General features: G+C 69.5%; 20 protein-coding genes. 15 read left to right on the top strand and 5 right to left on the bottom strand.

What is annotated here, in order from left to right; genetic code table 11:
* Positions 1 to 523, top strand: a 523-nt coding sequence (locus DQP58_RS20575) for an acyl-CoA dehydrogenase family protein (RefSeq protein ID WP_276310526.1), incomplete at its 5' end; no start/stop codon positions are given.
* Between the two features lie 157 nt (positions 524 to 680).
* A complete protein-coding gene (locus DQP58_RS20580) occupies positions 681 to 1,898 on the top strand; it encodes a glycosyltransferase (RefSeq protein ID WP_112710062.1) in 1,218 nt (405 codons plus the stop codon).
* Here the strand turns inward: DQP58_RS20580 and DQP58_RS20585 are convergent.
* On the bottom strand, positions 1,887 to 2,636 hold the full coding sequence (locus DQP58_RS20585) for a dienelactone hydrolase family protein (protein WP_112710063.1): 750 nt from the start codon (positions 2,634 to 2,636) through the stop codon (positions 1,887 to 1,889). The genes DQP58_RS20580 and DQP58_RS20585 overlap by 12 nt on opposite strands.
* 42 nt (positions 2,637 to 2,678) lie before the next feature.
* On the opposite strand from DQP58_RS20585, the gene DQP58_RS20590 reads away from it, so the two are divergent.
* The 9 genes from DQP58_RS20590 (at position 2,679) to DQP58_RS20630 (ending at position 12,064) form a co-directional block, all read left to right on the top strand.
* Entirely contained in the window at positions 2,679 to 3,479 is an 801-nt protein-coding gene (locus DQP58_RS20590) for a thymidylate synthase (protein WP_112710064.1), read from the top strand.
* Positions 3,480 to 3,486: 7 nt separating this feature from the next.
* Entirely contained in the window at positions 3,487 to 3,999 is a 513-nt protein-coding gene (locus DQP58_RS20595) for a dihydrofolate reductase (protein WP_112710065.1), read from the top strand.
* A 73-nt stretch (positions 4,000 to 4,072) separates the two neighbouring features.
* Entirely contained in the window at positions 4,073 to 4,807 is a 735-nt protein-coding gene (locus DQP58_RS20600) for a cell division protein DivIVA (protein ID WP_112710066.1), read from the top strand.
* Positions 4,808 to 4,832: 25 nt separating this feature from the next.
* The gene (locus tag DQP58_RS20605) at positions 4,833 to 6,086 is read left to right on the top strand and encodes a winged helix-turn-helix domain-containing protein (protein ID WP_205869496.1); all 1,254 of its coding nucleotides are present in this window, start codon (positions 4,833 to 4,835) and stop codon (positions 6,084 to 6,086) included.
* On the top strand, positions 6,086 to 7,492 hold the full coding sequence (locus DQP58_RS20610) for a type I restriction-modification system subunit M (RefSeq protein WP_112710068.1): 1,407 nt from the start codon (positions 6,086 to 6,088) through the stop codon (positions 7,490 to 7,492). Before DQP58_RS20605 ends, DQP58_RS20610 begins: the two co-directional genes overlap by 1 nt.
* Positions 7,489 to 8,637: a restriction endonuclease subunit S gene (locus DQP58_RS20615; RefSeq protein WP_112710069.1), complete on the top strand. Its 1,149-nt coding sequence runs from the start codon at positions 7,489 to 7,491 to the stop codon at positions 8,635 to 8,637. Before DQP58_RS20610 ends, DQP58_RS20615 begins: the two co-directional genes overlap by 4 nt.
* A gap of 5 nt (positions 8,638 to 8,642) precedes the next feature.
* Positions 8,643 to 9,395 (top strand): FAD-dependent thymidylate synthase, encoded by a 753-nt coding sequence (thyX, locus tag DQP58_RS20620; RefSeq protein ID WP_112710074.1) that lies wholly within the window; start codon positions 8,643 to 8,645, stop codon positions 9,393 to 9,395.
* A 70-nt stretch (positions 9,396 to 9,465) separates the two neighbouring features.
* Positions 9,466 to 10,368, top strand: coding sequence for a 4-hydroxy-tetrahydrodipicolinate synthase (gene dapA / locus DQP58_RS20625; RefSeq protein WP_112710070.1), 903 nt, complete (start codon positions 9,466 to 9,468; stop codon positions 10,366 to 10,368).
* 19 nt (positions 10,369 to 10,387) lie between these two features.
* Positions 10,388 to 12,064: a ribonuclease J gene (locus tag DQP58_RS20630; protein ID WP_112710071.1), complete on the top strand. Its 1,677-nt coding sequence runs from the start codon at positions 10,388 to 10,390 to the stop codon at positions 12,062 to 12,064.
* A 94-nt stretch (positions 12,065 to 12,158) separates the two neighbouring features.
* Here DQP58_RS20630 and DQP58_RS20635 read toward each other — a convergent pair whose 3' ends face one another.
* The 3 genes from DQP58_RS20635 to DQP58_RS20645 are packed head-to-tail and all read right to left on the bottom strand — an operon-like array spanning position 12,159 to position 14,181.
* Positions 12,159 to 13,031: an SAM-dependent methyltransferase gene (locus tag DQP58_RS20635; RefSeq protein ID WP_112710072.1), complete on the bottom strand. Its 873-nt coding sequence runs from the start codon at positions 13,029 to 13,031 to the stop codon at positions 12,159 to 12,161.
* 5 nt (positions 13,032 to 13,036) lie between these two features.
* Positions 13,037 to 13,867, bottom strand: a complete 831-nt coding sequence (locus DQP58_RS20640; protein WP_112710073.1) for a mycofactocin-coupled SDR family oxidoreductase — start codon at positions 13,865 to 13,867, stop codon at positions 13,037 to 13,039.
* Positions 13,867 to 14,181, bottom strand: a complete 315-nt coding sequence (locus DQP58_RS20645; RefSeq protein ID WP_066860802.1) for a putative quinol monooxygenase — start codon at positions 14,179 to 14,181, stop codon at positions 13,867 to 13,869. Before DQP58_RS20645 ends, DQP58_RS20640 begins: the two co-directional genes overlap by 1 nt.
* Positions 14,182 to 14,349: 168 nt before the next feature.
* Here DQP58_RS20645 and DQP58_RS20650 point away from each other — a divergent pair, with 168 nt between their 5' ends.
* A complete protein-coding gene (locus DQP58_RS20650) occupies positions 14,350 to 16,881 on the top strand; it encodes an FtsK/SpoIIIE family DNA translocase (protein ID WP_205869497.1) in 2,532 nt (843 codons plus the stop codon).
* 5 nt (positions 16,882 to 16,886) lie between these two features.
* On the opposite strand, the gene DQP58_RS20655 is transcribed toward DQP58_RS20650, so the two are convergent.
* Complete coding sequence (locus tag DQP58_RS20655; RefSeq protein WP_066860799.1) at positions 16,887 to 17,420, bottom strand: amino-acid N-acetyltransferase; 534 nt, start codon at positions 17,418 to 17,420, stop codon at positions 16,887 to 16,889.
* Positions 17,421 to 17,458: 38 nt separating this feature from the next.
* On the opposite strand from DQP58_RS20655, the gene pgsA reads away from it, so the two are divergent.
* The 3 genes from pgsA to pspA form a co-directional block, all read left to right on the top strand.
* Complete coding sequence (gene pgsA / locus DQP58_RS20660) at positions 17,459 to 18,067, top strand: CDP-diacylglycerol--glycerol-3-phosphate 3-phosphatidyltransferase (protein WP_112710076.1); 609 nt, start codon at positions 17,459 to 17,461, stop codon at positions 18,065 to 18,067.
* 107 nt (positions 18,068 to 18,174) lie between these two features.
* Positions 18,175 to 18,501: a transcriptional regulator ClgR gene (clgR, locus tag DQP58_RS20665; protein ID WP_066860796.1), complete on the top strand. Its 327-nt coding sequence runs from the start codon at positions 18,175 to 18,177 to the stop codon at positions 18,499 to 18,501.
* Between the two features lie 124 nt (positions 18,502 to 18,625).
* Positions 18,626 to 19,410, top strand: a 785-nt coding sequence (pspA, locus tag DQP58_RS20670) for a phage shock protein PspA (RefSeq protein WP_133259409.1), incomplete at its 3' end; no start/stop codon positions are given.

Consider the following 19,410-nt stretch of genomic DNA (forward strand, 5'->3'; position numbering starts at 1 on the left):
TATGACCAGACCCCTTGCCGCCGTGTCGTTTTCGGGAACGCCGTCGTCGCGCGCCGGCGCGGGCGACGAGCCCGTCATCGAAGCCGTCCGGACCGGGGCTGCGCTGCTGGCGTCCGAGCAGCTCGGGGTCGCCCAGTGGTGCTTCGAGACCACGCTGGAATACGTCCGGCAACGCCGGCAGTTCGGCCGCACGATCGGCTCCTACCAGGCGATCAAGCACCGGTTGGCGGACCTGTGGTTCGAAATCGGCGCGGCGACCGCAGCGGCCCGTTACGCCGCCGACACCTGCGCGCGGGACGGCGCGGACGCGGACGCCGCGGCGGCCATCGCCCAGGCCTATTGCAGCGACGTCGCCGTGCATGCTGCCGAGGAGTGCATTCAGCTGCACGGCGGCATCGGCATGACCTGGGAATATCCCGCACACCTGTATCTCAAGCGGGCCAAGAGCGACCAGTTGGCCTTCGGCACCGCCTACCGTCACCGCGCCCGCCTGGCCGAATTGGTGGACCTGCCGGCGTTCTGACGTTGCCACCCGCGGCGTGGGCGCGCGCCGCGCCTGGGCTCGCGGTGATTCTTACCTGCGGGCCGGCCAACGACCGCAAACGCCCCTCATTGCGCGGCCGGACGGCGCGCCGACGATAGAGTTTTGCGACCACCCGGGTGGAAGTGGGAGCGGTGCGATGCGAGTGTTGCTGTCGGCGTACGACTCGCGCGGAGGCGTCGAGCCGCTTGCCGCGCTCGCGGTGCAGCTGCGGGCGCTCGGCATCGACGCGGGGGTGAGCGCGCCGCCGGACGCGGAATTCGTCGAGCTGCTGGCCCGGGTGGACGTGCCGCTGCTGCCCTTCGGCGAATCGCTGCGGGCGATGAAGACCGGGGCGCTGCCGTCGGAGGAGGACCTCCGCCGGCACCTGGACGCGCTGATCGCCGTGCAGTTCGACACCGTGGCCGCCGCGGCCGAAGGGTGCGATGCGCTGGTGGTGGCCGGTTTCCCGCCGGCGGCGGCCGCCGCCCGATCGGTGGCCGAACGACTGGGCATCCACTACGTCTATGTCACCTACCAGCCCACCATCCTGCCGTCGCCGCACCACCCGCCGCCCGCTTACGCGAACGGGCCCTTCCCCCCGGGCATGGTCGACAACCGGGTGCTGTGGCAACTGGATGGTCGCCACATGCAGGAGTTGTTCGGCGCGACGCTCAACGCTCACCGGGCCGCCATCGGGCTGGCGCCGCTGGACAACCTGCGCGACTACGCGCTGACCGAGTCGCCCTGGCTGGCGACGGATCCGATCCTGGACCCCTGGCGCCAGCCCAGCGACCTCGACGTGGTCCAGACCGGCGCGTGGCTGCTGCCCGACGGACGGCCCCTGCCGGCCGAACTGGTGGCCTTTCTGGACGCGGGCACACCGCCGGTCTATGTCGGCTTCGGCAGCATGCCCATGCGCGCCTCCCACGACGTCGCCCGGGTCGCCATCGACGCGGTTCGCGCGCAGGGCCACCGCGTGCTGGTGTCCCGCGGCTGGGCGGAGCTGACCCCGATCGACGACGGGGCCGATTGCCTTACCGTCGGCGAGGTCAACCACCAGGCGCTGTTCACCCGGGTCGCCGCCGTCGTGCACCACGGCGGGGCGGGCACCACCACGACGGCCGCCCGGGCCGGCGCGCCGCAGGTGGTGGTGCCGCAGGGGGCCGATCAGCCCTACTGGGCGGGCCGGGTGCGCGACCTGGCCATCGGCGCCGCCCACGACGGTCCGGCCCCGACCACCGAGTCGCTGTCGGCCGCGCTCAAGGCGGTGCTGACCGAACGGACCCGCGCGCGGGCGCGCTCCGTGGCGGCGACGATCCGCGCGGACGGGGCGGCCGTGGCCGCGACCGTGCTGCGCTCGGCGCTAACGCGGTAGCGCCGAGGCGAACACCTGCGTCATCGCGTCCCAATGCCGCTCGGCCGCGGCGGCGTCATAGGGCCCGTTGTCCGGGACGGCGAATCCGTGGCCGGCCGAATACCACTCGATCGTGTGCTCGACGCCGGCCGCCGTCAGCGCCTTGTCGAGTTGCTCGGCGTGATCGGCGGTGAACGACGCGTCGTTCTGGGCGCCGCCCACGTACACCGTGGCGGTCATCCGGTCGGCGAGCAGGTGGGGGCTGTCCTCGGTGTCGGTCACCAGGCCGCCGCCGTGGAAGGATGCCGCGGCGGCCACCCGGTCGGGCACCCGCCCGGCCACCATGAGCGACGTCCGGCCGCCCATGCAGTAGCCACACACCCCGAACCGCTCGCCGAGCACCTCGGGGCGGGCGGCCAGGTAGTCGAAGAACGCGGTCGCGTCGGCGGCCATCCGGTCCGGGGTGACGCTGCCGATCATCGAGAACAGGCGCCCGCGTTCCTTCTTGTCGCTGAAGACCGTCGCCATGTCGAACGGCGCCCAGTCGGGGGTTCGGTAGTAGACATCCGGCAGCAGCACGGCGTAACCGAACCCGGCCAGCTTGGCGGCCATCTGCTCGAACGTGTCACGCACGCCGCCGGCGTCGGGATACATGACCACCCCGGGCCAGGGGACTTGCGATTCGGGGCCGTCGGGGGTGAACAGGTGCACCGTGCAGGTGCCATCGGGTGTGGTGACGACGTCGATGATGTTCGGCATGGCACCCGTTCTACTCCGCGGGCCTAGACGTATTCTGACGGCGTGCCGATCCCGACCCCCTACGAGGACCTGCTTCGCCTGGTGCTCGAGCGGGGAACGTCCAAATCCGACCGCACCGGCACCGGAACCCGCAGCCTGTTCGGTCAGCAGTTGCGCTATGACCTCTCGGCCGGCTTCCCGCTGCTCACCACCAAAAAAGTGCACCTGAAATCGGTGATCTACGAGCTGCTGTGGTTTTTGCGGGGCGACTCCAACGTCGGCTGGCTGCACCAGCACGGGGTCACCATCTGGGACGAATGGGCAAGCGACACAGGCGATCTCGGGCCGATATACGGCGTGCAGTGGCGATCGTGGCCGACGCCCTCGGGCGAGCACATCGACCAGATCAGCGCCGCCCTGGAGCTGCTGCGCACCGAGCCCGACTCGCGGCGCAACATCGTCTCGGCCTGGAACGTCGGCGAGATCCCGCAGATGGCGCTGCCACCGTGTCACGCGTTCTTCCAGTTCTACGTGGCCGACGGGCGGCTGAGCTGCCAGCTCTACCAGCGCAGCGCGGACCTGTTCCTCGGTGTGCCGTTCAACATCGCCAGCTACGCGCTGCTGACCCACATGATGGCGGCCCAGGCCGGCCTGGGCGTCGGCGAGTTCGTGTGGACGGGCGGGGACTGCCACATCTACGACAACCATGTCGAACAGGTGCGGCTGCAGCTGAGCCGTGATCCCCGGCCCTACCCGCAACTCGTTCTGGCGCAACGAGACTCGATCTTCGACTACGTCTACGAGGATGTCGTCGTCGAGAATTACGACCCGCACCCGGCGATCAAAGCCCCCGTCGCCGTATGACCGCCGCATGACCGAGGTGGGCCTGGTGTGGGCTCAGTCGAGCTCCGGCGTGATCGGGCGCGGTGGTGACATCCCCTGGAACGTGCCGGAAGATCTCTCGCGGTTCAAAGAGGTGACCATGGGTCACCCGGTGATCATGGGCCGGCGAACGTGGGAGTCGTTACCGGCGAAGGTGCGCCCCCTTCCCGGGCGCCGCAACGTCGTCCTGTCCCGCGACACCGGCTTCGTCGCCGACGGGGCCCATGTGGTCGGATCCCTGGAGGCGGCGCTGGCCAACGGCGATTGCGAGCCGCCGGCCTGGGTCATCGGCGGCGAGCAGATCTACTTGCTGGCGCTGCCGCACGCCACCCGCTGCGAGGTCACCGAGATCGAAATCGATTTGCGCCGCGATGACGACGACGCCCTGGCGCCGACGCTGGACGACACCTGGGTCGGCGAGACGGGTGAGTGGCTGGCCAGCCGCTCGGGGCTGCGGTATCGCTTCCACAGCTACCGGCGGCCCGCCACGCACCCGGGCTGACCTGACATACTCGGACGCGGGGTCGGTCGCACAGGGTCAACCAGGCGTTCGAAGAGAGAAGGGGGAATTGGCAGTGATAACCGAACCCGTAAAGACGTTCTCTCGAAAATTCATGGGCTACGACGCGGCCGCGGTTGACGCCCACATCGAGATGCTGACCACCAAGCAGCAGCTGCTGCTTGACGACGTCGAGAGCCTGCGGGCCCGGCTGCAGGAATCAGCCGATCAGACGGCCGCGCTGCGCAAAGAGGTGGCCGTGCTCACGGATACCTCGCCCTCGCCCCACGCGGTGCAGCAGCGGATGGCGAAAATGCTGAGCCGCGCGGTCGACGAGGTGGCCGAGATGCAGGCCGAGGCGCGCGCTGAAGCGGATGCGCTGATCGCGGCGGCCGAGGCCGAGGCCGAAGCCGCGGAACGAAAGCGCGACGAGGTGCTGGCCGACATGGCCGCGCAGCAAAAAGCCCTGGAAGCCGAGTACGCGGAGACCAAGGAGCGGCTCGACGCCGAACTGGCCGAGATGCGCGCCGAGACCGAATCGGCGATCAAGAAGGCGCGCCGAGAGGCTGAACGCGAGTGCGAGCAGCTGCTCGGCGACGCGAAGAAGGGCGCCGACCATTACCGGGAGAAGGCGCAGCGTGCGGTGGACGAGGCGACGGCGCGGCGCATCAAGATCCTCGAGCAGCTGATGGGCGTTTACCACGACCTCGACGAGGTGCCGAAGGCCCTCGAGGCGGCCTACGCCGAACAAAACGACTCGGGCGACGAGGCCGTGCTGAAACCGCTGGACCGCAAGGTCCGCGCGGGCTGAGTCGCGCTGGCGTGGCCTGCCGGGGTTGTCGCACCCAGGAGGTATTCTCTGCGCCGTGCCAACCCGCAGGCTATCGGCCGACCAAGCCCGCCGGATAGCCGTTGCGGCCCAAGGCTTTACCGAGCCCCGGCCCGGCGGTGAGATCACCCGGGCGCACCTGAAGCGGCTGATATCCAGAACCCAAGTGCTGCAACTGGATTCGGTCTCGGTGGCGGTGCGGGCACATTACGCCCCGGTGTTCAGCCGGCTCGGCCCCTACGACCGCGGCGTGCTCGACCGCGCCGCCTGGGGCCCGCGTTCGGCGCGGCTGCTGGCCGAATACTGGGCCCACGAGGCCGCGCTGATGGCCGTCGAGGACTGGCCGCTGTTGCGCTGGCGGATGCGCCAGTACTCGCACGGTCGCTGGGGCACCCACATCGTCAAGGCCAACCCGCAACTTGCCGACAAGATCGTCGCCGCCGTCGCCGAGCTCGGGCCGAGCACCGCCGGACAGATCGAGGCTCACCTCGAGGCCGGGCCGCGTGGGCCCAAAGGAAGCTGGTGGGGCAACCGCAGCGACACCAAATGGGTGGCCGAGGCCCTGTTCTCCGCCGGGGTGCTCACCACCGCCACCCGGGTGGGCTTCGCCCGCCACTACGACCTGGTGGAGCGGGTGCTGCCGGCCCGCGTGCTGGCCCGCCAGGTCGACGACGACGAGGCGATCCGCGAGCTCGCGCTGCGGGCCGCCACCGCGCTGGGCGTGGGCACCGAGGCCGATATCCGCGACTACTTCCGGCTGTCGGCCGCCCAGGTCAAGCCGGCGATCGCCGCGCTGGTGGCCACCGGTGACCTCGAGCCCGTCGATGTCGACGGCTGGTCGGCGCCGGCCTATCTGCGGGCGGGCCGCGCGGTGCCCCGCACCGACCGCGGCACCGCGCTGCTGTGTCCGTTCGACCCGCTGATCTTCTTCCGTCCGCGCGTCGAGCGCCTGTTCGAATTCCATTACCGCATAGAGATTTACACGCCGGCCGCCAAGCGGCAGTACGGCTATTACGTGTGGCCGCTGCTCATGGACGGGCGACTGGTGGCGCGCGTCGACCTCAAGGCCGACCGCGCCGCCAGCACACTGCGGGTCCTCGGCGCGTTCGGGGAACCGGATGCGCCCAGGGATCGCGTCGCCGCGGCGCTGGCCGGTGAACTGCAGTCCATGGCGACCTGGCTGGGCCTGGGTGGATTCAGTGTCGCCGGGAACGGTGATCTGTCCGATGAGCTGCGCGCGGCGGCCAAGCGGGCCGGCTGATGACGGCGTCGACGTCCAGGGAACTCAGAGCCACGCTGTGGAAGGCGGCCGAGAAGCTGCGTGGCTCTTTGTCGGCCGCCCAGTACAAGGACGTGATCCTGGGACTGGTGTTCCTGAAGCACGCCTCCGCCTCACACTGGAAAGCGTTGGCGGACAACGTAACCTCCGAAAGCATCGGCCGGCTGGCCGATGAGGCGATGGACGCCGTGATGACGGCGACCCCGGCGCTGGCCGGGATGCTGCCCCGGCAGTACGGCAACCTCGACCGGCGTCGCCTCGGTGAGCTGGTGACCGTGCTCGACGGCGCCCGGATCGGTGACCGCGGCGGACGGGCCGGCGACCTGATGGGCGAGGTCTACGAGTACTTCCTGGGCAATTTCGCGCGGGCGGAAGGGCGGCGCGGCGGCGAGTTCTTCACCCCGCCCAGCGTCGTGCGGCTGCTCGTCGAGGTGCTCGAACCGACCGGCGGGCGGGTGTATGACCCGTGCTGCGGCTCGGGCGGGATGTTCGTGCAGACCGAGCACTTCATCGCCGACCGCGACGGTGATCCCGCGAAAGTCATCGTCTACGGCCAGGAAAGCGTCGAGCAGACCTGGCGGATGGCGAAACTGAACCTCGCCGTGCACGACATCGACGACGCGGGACTGGGCGAGCGGTGCGCCGACACGTTCGTCACCGATCTGCACGCCGGCGTGCAGATGGACTACGTGATGGCCAATCCGCCGTTCAACATCAAGGATTGGGCCCGCGACGAGAAGGACCCGCGCTGGCGCTTCGGCGTTCCGCCCGCCACCAACGCGAATTACGCCTGGATTCAACACATCCTGTCCAAGCTGGCGCCCGGCGGCAAGGCCGGGGTGGTGATGGCGAACGGTTCGATGTCGTCGAACGCCATGGGGGAGGGCGACATTCGGGCCCGCATCGTCGAGGCGGACCTGGTGTCGTGTGTGGTCGCATTGCCCGCGCAACTGTTCCGCAGCACCGCGATACCGGTGTGCCTGTGGTTCTTCGCCATGGATAAGGCGCACCGATCCGGGCAGGTGCTGTTCGTCGACGCGCGGGATATGGGCTACCTGGTGGGTCGCGCCGAGCGCGCACTGACCCGCGATGAGATCGTCCGGATCGCCGATGCCTACCACGCGTGGTCCGGCGCGGCGTCGGCGCTCGCCAAAGGCCTTGCTTATGAAGATGTTCCGGGATTCTGCCGGTCCGTGCCGCTGGACGACATCAGGGCGGCCGGCTACCCGCTGACCCCCGGGCGCTATGTGGATGCGCCGACCCTGCCGGATGACGGCGAGCCGGCCGCCGACAAGATCGCGCGATTGACCGGCGAGCTGCTGGCCGCGCTGGACGAATCGGCGCGTGCGGACAAAGCGGTGCGCCGCCAGGTGGAGCGGCTGCGGTGAACACCGTCCTGGGCGACCACCTCGACTTTCGCAGCGGAAGCAGCGCGCCCCGGCGCGCGTCCGGCGGAGGGGTTCCCATCTACGGGGCGAACGGCGCGATCGGTTACGCCGCCGAGCACAACGCCAGCGGGCCCTTGATCGTGCTCGGCCGCGTCGGTTCGTACTGCGGCAGCCTGCGCTACTGCGACAGCGACGTCTGGGTCACCGAAAACGCGCTGGTGTGCCGCGCCAAAGACCCGCGGGAGACCCGGTATTGGTACTACGCCCTGCACACCTGCCGGCTGGCCGACCACCGATCCGGGTCGGGGCAGGCCCTGCTCAACCAGAGGATCCTGAACGACGTGTCGGTGCCGACCGTCGCCGCGGGCGAACGGCGTCGGATCGCGGAGGTGCTGGGCGCGCTCGACGACAAGATCGCCGCCAACGACCGGGTGATCGAGACGGCCGAACGCCTGATGATCGCCCTCGCCAAAGCGGTGCCGGGTCGGGTGCGGCTGTCCAGCCTGGCGAGCCGGTCGACGGTGACCCGCCACCTGAGCGAATTCGACGAGCGCCTCGCCCACTTCAGCCTTCCGGCGTTCGACGACGGCGCGAGACCCCGCCTGGTCGACGCCGCGGCGGTGCGCAGCGCCAAGCTGCTCCTGACGGAGCCCTGTGTGTTGTTCGCCAAGCTGAACCCGAGGATCCCGCGGATCTGGAACGTGCCGCGCCTGCCATCGCACATGGCGGTGGCCAGCACCGAGTTCGTAGTGTTGCGCCCACAGGGGTGTGATTCCTCGGCGCTGTGGTCGGCGCTGCGGCAGCCGGACGTCTCACTGCGGCTGCGGTGGCGGGCCGCGGGAACCTCGGGCAGCCATCAACGGATCCAGCCCGGCGACCTGCTGGAGGTGCCGGTCCCCGACGTGCGCCGGCTGAGCCGGGCGGTGTTGCGGACGATCAGCGATCTGGGTGCGCTGTGTCACGCCCGGCACGCCGAGAGCGCGCGGCTGTCGGCCTTCCGCGACGCGCTGCTGCCGATGCTGGTCGGCGGCAAGGTGCGGGTCTCCTCGCGCCACTCCGTGGCGCGCATCGTCGCCGGGCTAGCTCGATTGCCCGGCTCCTCCTCGCGCCACCCCGTGGCGCGCATCGTCGCCGGGCTAAGGTGAGCGCCGTGGCCGAGATCGCGCCGCTGCGCGTGCAACTGATCGCCAAGACCGACTTCTTGGCGCCGCCGGACGTGCCGTGGGACACCGACGCCGACGGCGGTGCCGCGCTGGTCGAGTTCGCCGGCCGGGCCTGCTACCAGAGCTGGTCGAAGCCCAACACCAAGACCGCGACCAATGCCGGCTACATCAAGCACATCATCGACGTCGGGCACTTTTCGGTGCTCGAGCACGCGAGCGTGTCCTTTTACATCACCGGCATCTCCCGATCGTGCACCCACGAGCTGATCCGGCATCGGCACTTCTCGTATTCGCAGCTGTCGCAGCGTTATGTCCCGGAGAAGGACTCGCACGTCGTCATGCCCCCGGGCCTTCAGGACGACCCGGAACTGCGGCAGATCCTGGCCGCGGCGGCCGACGCCAGCCGTGCCACCTACACCGAGCTGCTGAACAAACTGGAAGCCAAGTTCGCCGATCAACCCAGCGCCGTCTTGCGTCGCAAGCAGGCCCGCCAGGCCGCCCGCGCCGTGCTGCCCAACGCGACCGAGACCCGCATCGTGGTGACCGGCAACTACCGGGCGTGGCGCCACTTCATCGCGATGCGCGCCAGCGAGCACGCCGACGTGGAAATCCGGCGGCTGGCCATCGAATGCCTGCGCCAGCTCTCGGGCGTGGCGCCCGCGGTGTTCGCCGACTTCGAGATCTCCACCCTGGCCGACGGCACGGAGGTCGCGACCAGCCCGCTGGCGACCGAAGCCTGACGGAAAGTCGCGCGGCGGGGCGTCTACGCGGGTGCTAAATACCTTGCTGGGGCCAGGTAACCTGAAGACCGTGAGCACCGCCGGATTCGACGCCCCAGCGCGGTTGGGAACCGTGCTGACCGCGATGGTCACACCGTTTCGCCCCGACGGCTCCCTGGACACCGCCGCGGCCGCTCAGCTGGCCAATCACCTGATCGACGCGGGCTGCGACGGCCTGGTGATCTCCGGCACCACCGGCGAGTCCCCGACCACCACCGACGACGAGAAGCGAGAGCTGCTGCGCGTCGTGCTGGAGGCCGTCGGCGACCGGGCCCGCGTCATCGCCGGCGCCGGCACCTACGACACCGCCCACAGCGTCCGGCTGGCCACGGCCTGCGCGGCTGAGGGCGCCCACGGGCTGCTGGTGGTCACGCCGTACTACTCCAAGCCGCCGCAGAGCGGGTTGATCGCCCACTTCACCACCGTCGCCGACGCGACCGACCTGCCGGTGCTGCTGTACGACATCCCGCCGCGCTCGGTGATACCGATCCAGCCCGACACCATCCGCGCGCTGGCCGCCCACCCGAACATCGTCGGGATCAAGGACGCGAAGGCCGACCTGCACAGCGGGGGACAGATCATCGCCGAGACCGGCCTGGCCTACTACTCCGGCGACGATGCGCTGAACCTGCCGTGGCTGGCCATGGGCGCGACCGGCTTCATCAGCGTGATCTCGCACGTGGCCGCGGGGCAGCTGCGGGAGATGTTGTCCGCCTTCAGCTCCGGGGACATCGCCACCGCCCGCAAGATCAACGCCACCGTTGCACCGCTGTGCGACGCGATGGCCCGGCTGGGCGGGGTGACCATGTCCAAGGCCGGTCTGCGCCTGCAGGGCATCGACGTCGGCGATCCGCGGTTGCCCCAAATGCCCGCGACGCCAGAACAACTCGAGGCGTTGGCCGCCGATATGCGTGCGGCGTCAGTGCTGCGTTGACCCGAGGAGTTTCCGAGAAGTGGATGTAGACCTCGCCCCGCCAGGCCCCTTGGCCACGGGAGGGTTGCGGGTCACCGCTCTCGGCGGCATCAGCGAAATCGGCCGCAACATGACGGTTTTCGAGCACCTGGGCCGGTTGTTGATCATCGACTGTGGGGTGATGTTCCCCACCCACGACGAGCCCGGGGTCGATCTGATCCTGCCCGATCTGCGGCACATCGAAGACCGGCTCGACGACATCGAGGCGCTGGTGCTCACCCACGCCCACGAGGACCACATCGGCGGCATTCCGTTCCTGCTCAAGCTCCGCCCCGACATCCCGGTCGTCGGGTCGAAGTTCACGCTGGCGCTGGTCGCCGCGAAGTGCCGCGAGCACCGCCTCAAGCCGGTGTTCGTCGAGGTGGCCGAGGGCCAGAAGAGCAGTCACGGCGTGTTCGAATGCCAGTACTTCGCCGTCAACCACTCCATCCCCGACGCGCTGGCGATCGCGGTACACACCGGTGCCGGAACGGTTCTGCACACCGGTGACATCAAGCTCGACCAGCTTCCCCTGGACGGCCGCCCCACCGACCTGCCCGGCATGTCCCGGCTCGGTGACGCCGGGGTGGACCTGTTCCTGTGTGATTCGACCAATGCCGAGCACCCCGGCGTCGGCCCGTCGGAAAGCGAAGTCGGCCCGACGCTGCACCGGCTGATCCGCGGCGCCGAAGGCCGCGTCATCGTGGCATGCTTCGCCTCCAACGTCGACCGCGTGCAGCAAATCATCGACGCCGCAGTCGCATTGGGCCGGCGGGTCTCGTTCGTCGGTCGATCCATGGTGCGCAACATGGGAATCGCCCGCGAACTCGGGTTCCTGCGCGTGGCCGATTCGGACGTGATCGACATCGGCGCCGCCGAGATGATGCCGCCCGAGAAGGTGGTGCTGATCACCACCGGCACCCAGGGGGAACCGATGTCGGCGTTGTCGCGGATGTCGCGCGGCGAGCACCGCAGCATCACCCTGACCGCCGGTGACCTGGTGGTGCTGGCGTCGTCGCTGATCCCGGGCAACGAGGAGGCGGTCTACGGCGTCATCGACGAGCTCGCCAAGATCGGTGCCCGCGTCGTCACCAATGCCCAAGCGCGCGTGCATGTTTCGGGGCACGCCTACGCCGGGGAATTGTTGTTCCTGTACAACGGGATTCGGCCGCGCCACGTCATGCCCGTGCACGGGACGTGGCGCATGCTGCGCGCCAACTCCAAACTGGCGGCCCGCACCGGCGTGCCGGAGGAGTCGATCCTGCTGGCCGAGAACGGGGTGAGCGTCGACCTGGTGGCGGGCAAGGCCGCCATCGCCGGCGCGGTGCCGGTGGGCAAGATGTTCGTCGACGGCCTGATCGACGGCGACGTCGGCGACATCACCCTGGGCGAGCGCCTCATCCTGTCCTCGGGCTTCGTGGCGGTGACCGTCATCGTCACCCGCGGCACCGGTCGCCCGGTCGCCCCGCCGCACCTGCAATCGCGCGGATTCTCCGAGGACCCCAAGGCGCTCGAGCCCGCCGTGCGCCGTGTCGAGGCCGAACTGGAAGCGCTTGCGGCCGAGAACATCACCGATCCGGGCCGCATCGCTCAGGGCGTGCGGCGCACCGTCGGCAAGTGGGTGGGCGAGACCTACCGCCGCCAGCCGATGATCGTGCCGACCGTCATCGAGGTCTAGATCTTCTCGGCGCCAGCGCGGCGAAACTTAAATCATTGCGGTGATGACCGGCGTGTCGTCGCAGACGTTTAAGTGTCGCGCAGGGACGCTGCTCTCAGATCTTCTCGGCGTAGGCCGACCACTCCAGTTGCGAGGCCTTGAGTTTGCGGCCGGTGGGCTCGACGTAACGTTGCACGAGCTCCTCGGGACCGGCCTGCTCCACCAGCCGCCAGCCGTATTCGCCGAGGAACGCGGCCACCTCGTCGGGCTGCAGACCGAAATGCCACAGTTGCCGCCGCTGGCGCACGGTGCGGTACAGGGTGCGGGTGCCGTACCGGTTGGTGCCGTCGATGAAATCCCTACGCACATAGGTGAACACCAACCGGCTGCCGGGCGCGGTCGCGCGCAGCCCGTCCAGGGTGCGCCGCACGGTCGCCTCGGTGAGGTACTGGGTGACGCCCTCGCAGATGAAGAACACCCGGTAGTCGGTGCGATAACCGTGCTCGGCCAGCGAGGTGAGCAGGTCGTCATGCTCGAGGTTCAACGCCACCAACCGAACCGACAGCGGCAGCTCGCCGAGCACCCGGCGGACCGTCTTGAACTTGCGCGCGACGTTCACCGGCAGATCGACTTCGAACACCGGGATGCGGACCCGCCGCGTCAGCAGGTAAGCGCGGGTGTCCAGGCCCGCGCCGAGGATGACGACGGCGTTGATGTCGTCGAGCGACTCCTTGAGCTTGTCGGCGATAAAACGCTTGCGGCAGGCCAGGTTTGCCCACAAGCCCGGACCGGTGAACTCCGAGCCGCGGATCAGCGCCCGGCGCACCGGGGCGAACCGGGTGGCACCGACCAGCCACCGCAGCGGGGCGGGCAGAAAGAGCTCGGCGAAGTCGTCGTCGACCAGGCGGCGGCCGGGCGCCTCGTTCTGCTCGACGGCGGCCAGCACCATCGGACCAAATGCCGTCTGCGCAACCAGGTTTCGGGCCATGGCGGCTACTTGTTCAGGAATCCCGCGTCGACGGGCAGGGTCACGCCGGTGATGTAGCGAGCCTGGTCGGACACCAGCCACGCCACCGCGTTGGCAACGTCCTCGACGTCGAGCACCTCCACCGGCATGGCGTTGCCCATGGCTCCCGGCGTGTCGGTCGCGGCGGCCATCTTCGCCAGCCACTCGCGGGTGAACTCGTTGTTGATCATCGGCGTCTCGACCCCGGACGGGTGGATCGAATTGACCCGAATCATCTGTCCCGCAAGCAGGTTGGCGTAGACCCGCATCAACCCGACCACCCCGTGTTTGGCGGCGGCATAGCCGACGGAACCGGCGTCGGGGCCGCTGACCCCCGCCAGCCCCGCGCTCGAACTGATCAGCACGATCGACCCGCCGGTGCCCTGCTTGACCATCGTGGGTATCGCGACCTTGATGGTGTGGTAGACGCCGGTCAGGTTGACGTTGATGACGTCGTGCCACCCGTCGTCACCGGACTGCATGGGGGCGATCCCGGCGTTGGCCACCACGATGTCCAGCCGGCCGAACTCGTCCAGACCCGCCTGCAGTGCCGCCGACAGCGATTCGCGGTCGCGGACGTCACCACGAGAGGCCACGATGCGGGAGCCGGTGTCTTCCACCAGCTTCACGGTGGCCGCCAGGTCTTCCGGCGTGGCCAGCGCGTAGGGGACGCTGGCGATCTGGTCGCACAGGTCGACGGCGATGATGTCCGCGCCATCGGCGGCCAGCCGCACCGCGTGCGCGCGGCCCTGCCCGCGCGCCGCGCCGGTGATGAAGGCGACCTTGCCCTTCAGGGGCCCTTCCGACGACCTGGCCATCAGGGCCGCAACTGTCCTTTGGCCGGATCGCCCGCCGGGACCGGCTGCAGCATCTTGATATCGGGCGCGCCGTCCAGGTGCTCGCCGGCCGCGGTGAACATCTTGGTGACCGCCGGTGCGGTGCTGTGTGCCTTGAGCGCCTCGGCGTCGGCCCACTGCTCGACGAAGACGAAGGTCTCGCCCGATTCGTGCACGGCATACAGCTGGCAGCCCGGCTCCTCGTGCACCTCCACGGCGGCGGTTTTGAGGATGTCGCGAACGGTGTCGACCGACTCGGGTTTGACGGTCAAGGTGGCGACGACGACGACGGGCATTGATGGCCTCCTGGGCGCTCCGGGGTGGGTGACGAGCACGACTTCTCGCAACCGGATGTCACCCTACTCACACGATGTGAGGGCCGATTCGGGCCACGGCGGACAAGCCGGGCCGTAACCAGTGTGGCGGGTGGTGTAGATGATGCCGTTGCGACTACGCTTGCCGGCATGCCCAGTAAGACCGCCGCCCGCTCCGGAAGCCGAACGAGCAGGTCGAAGGCCACATCGCGGCCCAGCGGGTCCCGGGGTGCGCGCCCGGCGGCGCCCCGCAAGAAGGCAGGTAAGCCCGCCAGGCGGCGCAATCAGGCCCCGCTGGTTTCCGCCGGGTTGACCTGCGGTCGCGCCATGCGCGCCATCTGGATGATGGCCGCGCGGGGAACCGGAGGCGCGGCCCGGTCGATCGGGCGGGCCCACGACATCGACCCGGGGCATCGCCGCGATGGCATCGCGCTGCTGCTGCTCGGCTTTTCCGTGGTGGTCGCCGCCAGCTCGTGGTTTCACGCCGCCGGGCCGGTCGGGGCGTGGGTCGACACGGCGCTGCGGACCTTCATCGGCGCGGGTGTGCTCGCGCTGCCGGTCGTCACCGCCGCGGTGGCGGTGACGCTGATGCGCACCGAGCCGAACCCCGACGTGCGGCCCCGGCTGATCCTCGGCGCCAGCCTGATCACCCTGTCGGTGCTCGGGTTGCGCCACCTGTGGTCCGGTTCGCCGGGCGACCCCGAAGCGCGCCGCCGCGCGGCCGGTTTCATCGGCTTCGCCATCGGCGGGCCGCTCTCGGACGGGCTCACCCCGTGGATCGCGGCGCCGCTGCTGTTCATCGGCTTCATGTTCGGCCTGCTGCTGCTGACCGGCACCACGATCCGCGAGGTGCCCGTGGTGATGCGCAACCTGTTCCACACCCGGTTCGTCGAGGAGGACTACGACGACGAGCCGTACGACTACGCCGATGAGTTCGACGACGTTGAGGACGCCGCCGCGGCGGACCGCGACGACTACCGCGACGACTACCGCGACGAGGCGCCTGCCGTCCCCGACGAGGCGCCGCCGCCGGCCTGGTCGCCCGACGACGACGCCCAGGCCGCGCTGCAGGACGACATTCCCACCGTGCCCGAGCCCGCGGTCCAGCCCTCGTCGCGCGGGCGCAAGCGCGGGCGGTCGGCGGACAAGCACGACACCGTCGAGCTGGACCGGGTCGTCGAGGGCCCCTACACGCTGCCCTCGTTGAACCTGCTGGTCGCGGGGGACCCACCGAAGAAGCGCAGCGCCGCCAACAACGTCATGGCCGACGCCATCACCGAGGTGCTGACCCAGTTCAAGGTGGACGCCGCCGTCACCGGCTGCACCCGAGGGCCGACCGTTACCCGCTACGAGGTCGAGCTGGGGCCGGGCGTGAAGGTCGAGAAGATCACCGCGCTGCAGAAGAACATCGCCTATGCGGTGGCCACCGAGAGCGTGCGCATGCTGGCCCCGATCCCGGGCAAGTCCGCCGTCGGCATCGAGGTACCCAACACCGACCGTGAGATGGTCCGGCTGGCCGACGTGCTCACCGCGCCATCGACCCGGCGCGACCACCACCCGCTGGTGATCGGGCTGGGCAAGGACATCGAGGGCGACTTCATCTCGGCCAACCTGGCCAAGATGCCGCACCTGCTGGTCGCCGGCTCCACGGGATCCGGTAAATCCAGCTTCGTCAACTCGATGCTGATCTCGCTGCTGGCCCGGGCCACCCCCGAGGAGGTCAGGATGATCCTGATCGACCCGAAGATGGTGGAACTCACGCCATACGAAGGCATTCCGCACCTGATCACCCCGATCATCACCCAGCCCAAGAAGGCGGCGGCCGCCCTGGCGTGGCTGGTCGAGGAGATGGAGCAGCGCTACCAGGACATGCAGGCCTCCCGGGTGCGGCACATCGACGACTTCAACGAGAAGGTGCGCTCGGGCGCCATCACCGCGCCGCTGGGCAGCCAGCGCGAATACCGCCCGTACCCGTACGTGGTGGCGATCGTCGACGAGCTGGCCGACCTGATGATGACCGCCCCGCGCGACGTCGAGGACGCCATCGTGCGGATCACCCAGAAGGCCCGCGCCGCCGGCATTCATCTGGTGCTGGCCACCCAGCGGCCGTCGGTGGACGTGGTCACCGGTCTGATCAAGACCAACGTGCCGTCGCGGCTGGCGTTCGCCACGTCGTCGCTGACCGACAGCCGCGTCATCCTCGACCAGGCCGGCGCGGAGAAGCTGATCGGCATGGGTGACGGCCTGTTCCTGCCGATGGGCGCGGGCAAGCCGATCCGGCTGCAGGGTGCCTTCATCACCGACGAGGAGATCCACGCCGTCGTCAGCGCCTGCAAGGACCAGGCCGAGCCCGAGTACACCGAGGGCGTCACCGCCGCCAAGCCCACCGGCGAACGCACCGACGTCGACCCCGACATCGGCGACGACATGGACGTGTTCCTGCAGGCCGTCGAGCTGGTGGTGTCCAGCCAGTTCGGTTCGACGTCGATGCTGCAGCGCAAGCTGCGCGTCGGCTTCGCCAAGGCGGGCCGGCTGATGGACCTGATGGAGACCCGCGGGATCGTCGGGCCCTCGGAGGGCTCCAAGGCGCGTGAGGTGCTGATCAAGCCGGACGAATTGGCCGGAACGCTGGCGCTGATCCGCGGCGGCGTCGACGCCGACGGCGGCGACCCGGACGAGTAGCGCCGCTAGAGCACCAGCAGCATCCGGGAGTTGCCGAGGATGTTGGGCTTGACGTAGCTGAGGTCCAGGAATTCGGCGACACCGATGTCATACGAGCGGCACATCTCCTCGAACACCTCGGCGGTCACGGGCGTGCCCTCGATCTCGGTGAACCCGTGCCGGGCGAAGAACTCGGTTTCGAACGTCAACACGAACAGCCGCTTCAGGGCCAGCTCGCGGGCGACCTCGAGCAGCCGGTCGACGATCGCGTGGCCGATGCCGTGGCCGGTCATCGCCGGATCGACGGCGACGGTGCGGATCTCGCCGAGGTCGGACCACATCACGTGCAGGGCGCCGCAACCGACCACCCGGCCCTCGTGCTCGGCCACCCAGAACTCCTGCACGGCCTCGTACAGCGTCACCAAATTCTTCTCGAGCAGGATCTTTCCGGCGTAGGTGTCGACCAGGTGCTTGATGGCCGGAACATCGGATGTTCGCGCGCGCCGAACCAGCGGCCGATAACGCTCTGGACTTCTGCTCACGGCTAACAGTATCGACATCTCGGACGGCTGTGCTGGTCAACCGTTATTCTGTTGCCGTGTCGGGGCAGCCGCAGACGGGTCCGTTAACCGGACCGCCGGGCCGCGCAAACATCGCCAATCTCGCCAATACGCTGACCCTGTTGCGGCTGGTGCTGGTGCCGGTCTTCCTGCTCGCCCTGTTCGCCGGCGACGGCCGCGAAAGCGGCTTCCGCTTAATCGCTTTCATCATCTTCGCGATCGCCTGCATCACCGATCGGCTGGACGGCCTGCTGGCCCGCAACTACGGCATGGCGACCGAATTCGGCGCGTTCGTCGATCCGATCGCCGACAAGACGCTGGTGGGCTCGGCGCTGATCGGGCTCTCGATGCTCGGGGAGCTGCCGTGGTGGGTCACGGTGCTGATCCTGACGCGCGAATTCGGGGTGACCGTGCTGCGGCTGGCCGTGATTCGCCGCGGCGTCATCCCGGCCAGCTGGGGCGGCAAACTCAAGACCGTCGTGCAGGTGCTGGCCATCGGCCTGTTCGTGCTGCCCTGGACGGGAACGCCGGGGCCGTTCCGGGTGGTCGCGGCGGTGGTGATGGGCGCGGCGATCGTGCTGACGGTGATCACCGGCATCGACTACGTCGTGTCGACGGTGCGGGAAGTCCGCCGCACGCCCGGTTGATTCCCGGCCCCGACCGGGAACCAGACCACCGCTCTCGGCGTTCACCTAGTGAGCACCTGCCGCAGCAGTACGTGCCGCGCAGGGCCGACCGGACGAAGGAGGGCGGGATGGCGCCATTGGTGCGCGAGGTCATCGGCGACGTGCTGCGCGAGGCCCGCACGACACAGGGCCGCACGTTGCGCGAGGTCTCCGATTCGGCGCGGGTGAGCCTCGGCTACCTGTCCGAGGTGGAGCGCGGCCGCAAGGAGCCCTCCAGCGAGCTGCTGAACGCGATCTGCGACGCGCTGGACGTGCCGTTGTCATCGGTCCTCATCCACGCCGGTGAGCGGATGGCCAGCGAGGAGCGCACGGCCGTCGGCGCGCCCGCGGACGGGGCGAGCGGCACCAGCATCAAGGTCGTCATCCCACCGGTGGCATCGTTGGCGCTGGCCTGAGCGCCGGGCACCGATCCCGCGTAAGGGGTGGGGCGATCGGCGCCGACCCACTAAATTGAGCGACAGGCGCAGAGCCCCCCAGGCCCCTCCGGGGATCCTCAAGAAGCGAAGGCGGAGCTAACTCATGGCCAATCCGTTCGTCAAGGCGTGGAAGTACCTCACGGCGCTGTTCAACGCCAAGATCGACGAGCACGCCGACCCCAAAGTGCAGATTCAGCAGGCCATCGAGGAAGCGCAACGCACGCATCAGGCGCTGACCCAGCAGGCCGCGCAGGTCATCGGCAACCAGCGGCAGCTGGAGATGCGGCTCAACCGTCAGTTGGCGGACGTGGAGAAGCTGCAGGTCAACGTGCGTCAGGCGTTGACGTTGGCCGACCAGGCCACCGCGGCCGGGGACGCCGCCAAGGCGACCGAGTACAACAACGCCGCCGAGGCGTTCGCCGCCCAGCTGGTGACCGCCGAGCAGAGCGTGGAAGACCTCAAGACGCTGCACGACCAGGCGCTGGGCGCGGCCGCGCAGGCCAAGAAGGCCGTCGAGCAGAACGCCATGGTGCTGCAGCAGAAGATCGCCGAGCGCACCAAGCTGCTCAGCCAGCTCGAGCAGGCCAAGATGCAGGAGCAGGTGAGCGCCTCGCTGCGGTCGATGAGCGATCTCGCCGCCCCGGGCAACGTCCCCAGCCTCGACGAGGTGCGCGACAAGATCGAGCGACGGTACGCCAACGCGATCGGGGCCGCCGAGCTCGCGCAGGGTTCGGTGCAGGGCCGGATGCTCGAGGTCGAGCAGGCCGGGGTGCAGATGGCCGGTCATTCCCGGCTCGAGCAGATTCGCGCCTCGATGCGTGGGGAGGCCCTGCCGACCGGCGGGACGCCGGCCGCGGGGACGACGCCCGCGGCTGCGGAGAGCGCCGG

The sequence above is a fragment of the Mycobacterium colombiense genome, assembly GCF_003284975.1.
Taxonomy (GTDB): domain Bacteria; phylum Actinomycetota; class Actinomycetes; order Mycobacteriales; family Mycobacteriaceae; genus Mycobacterium; species Mycobacterium europaeum_A.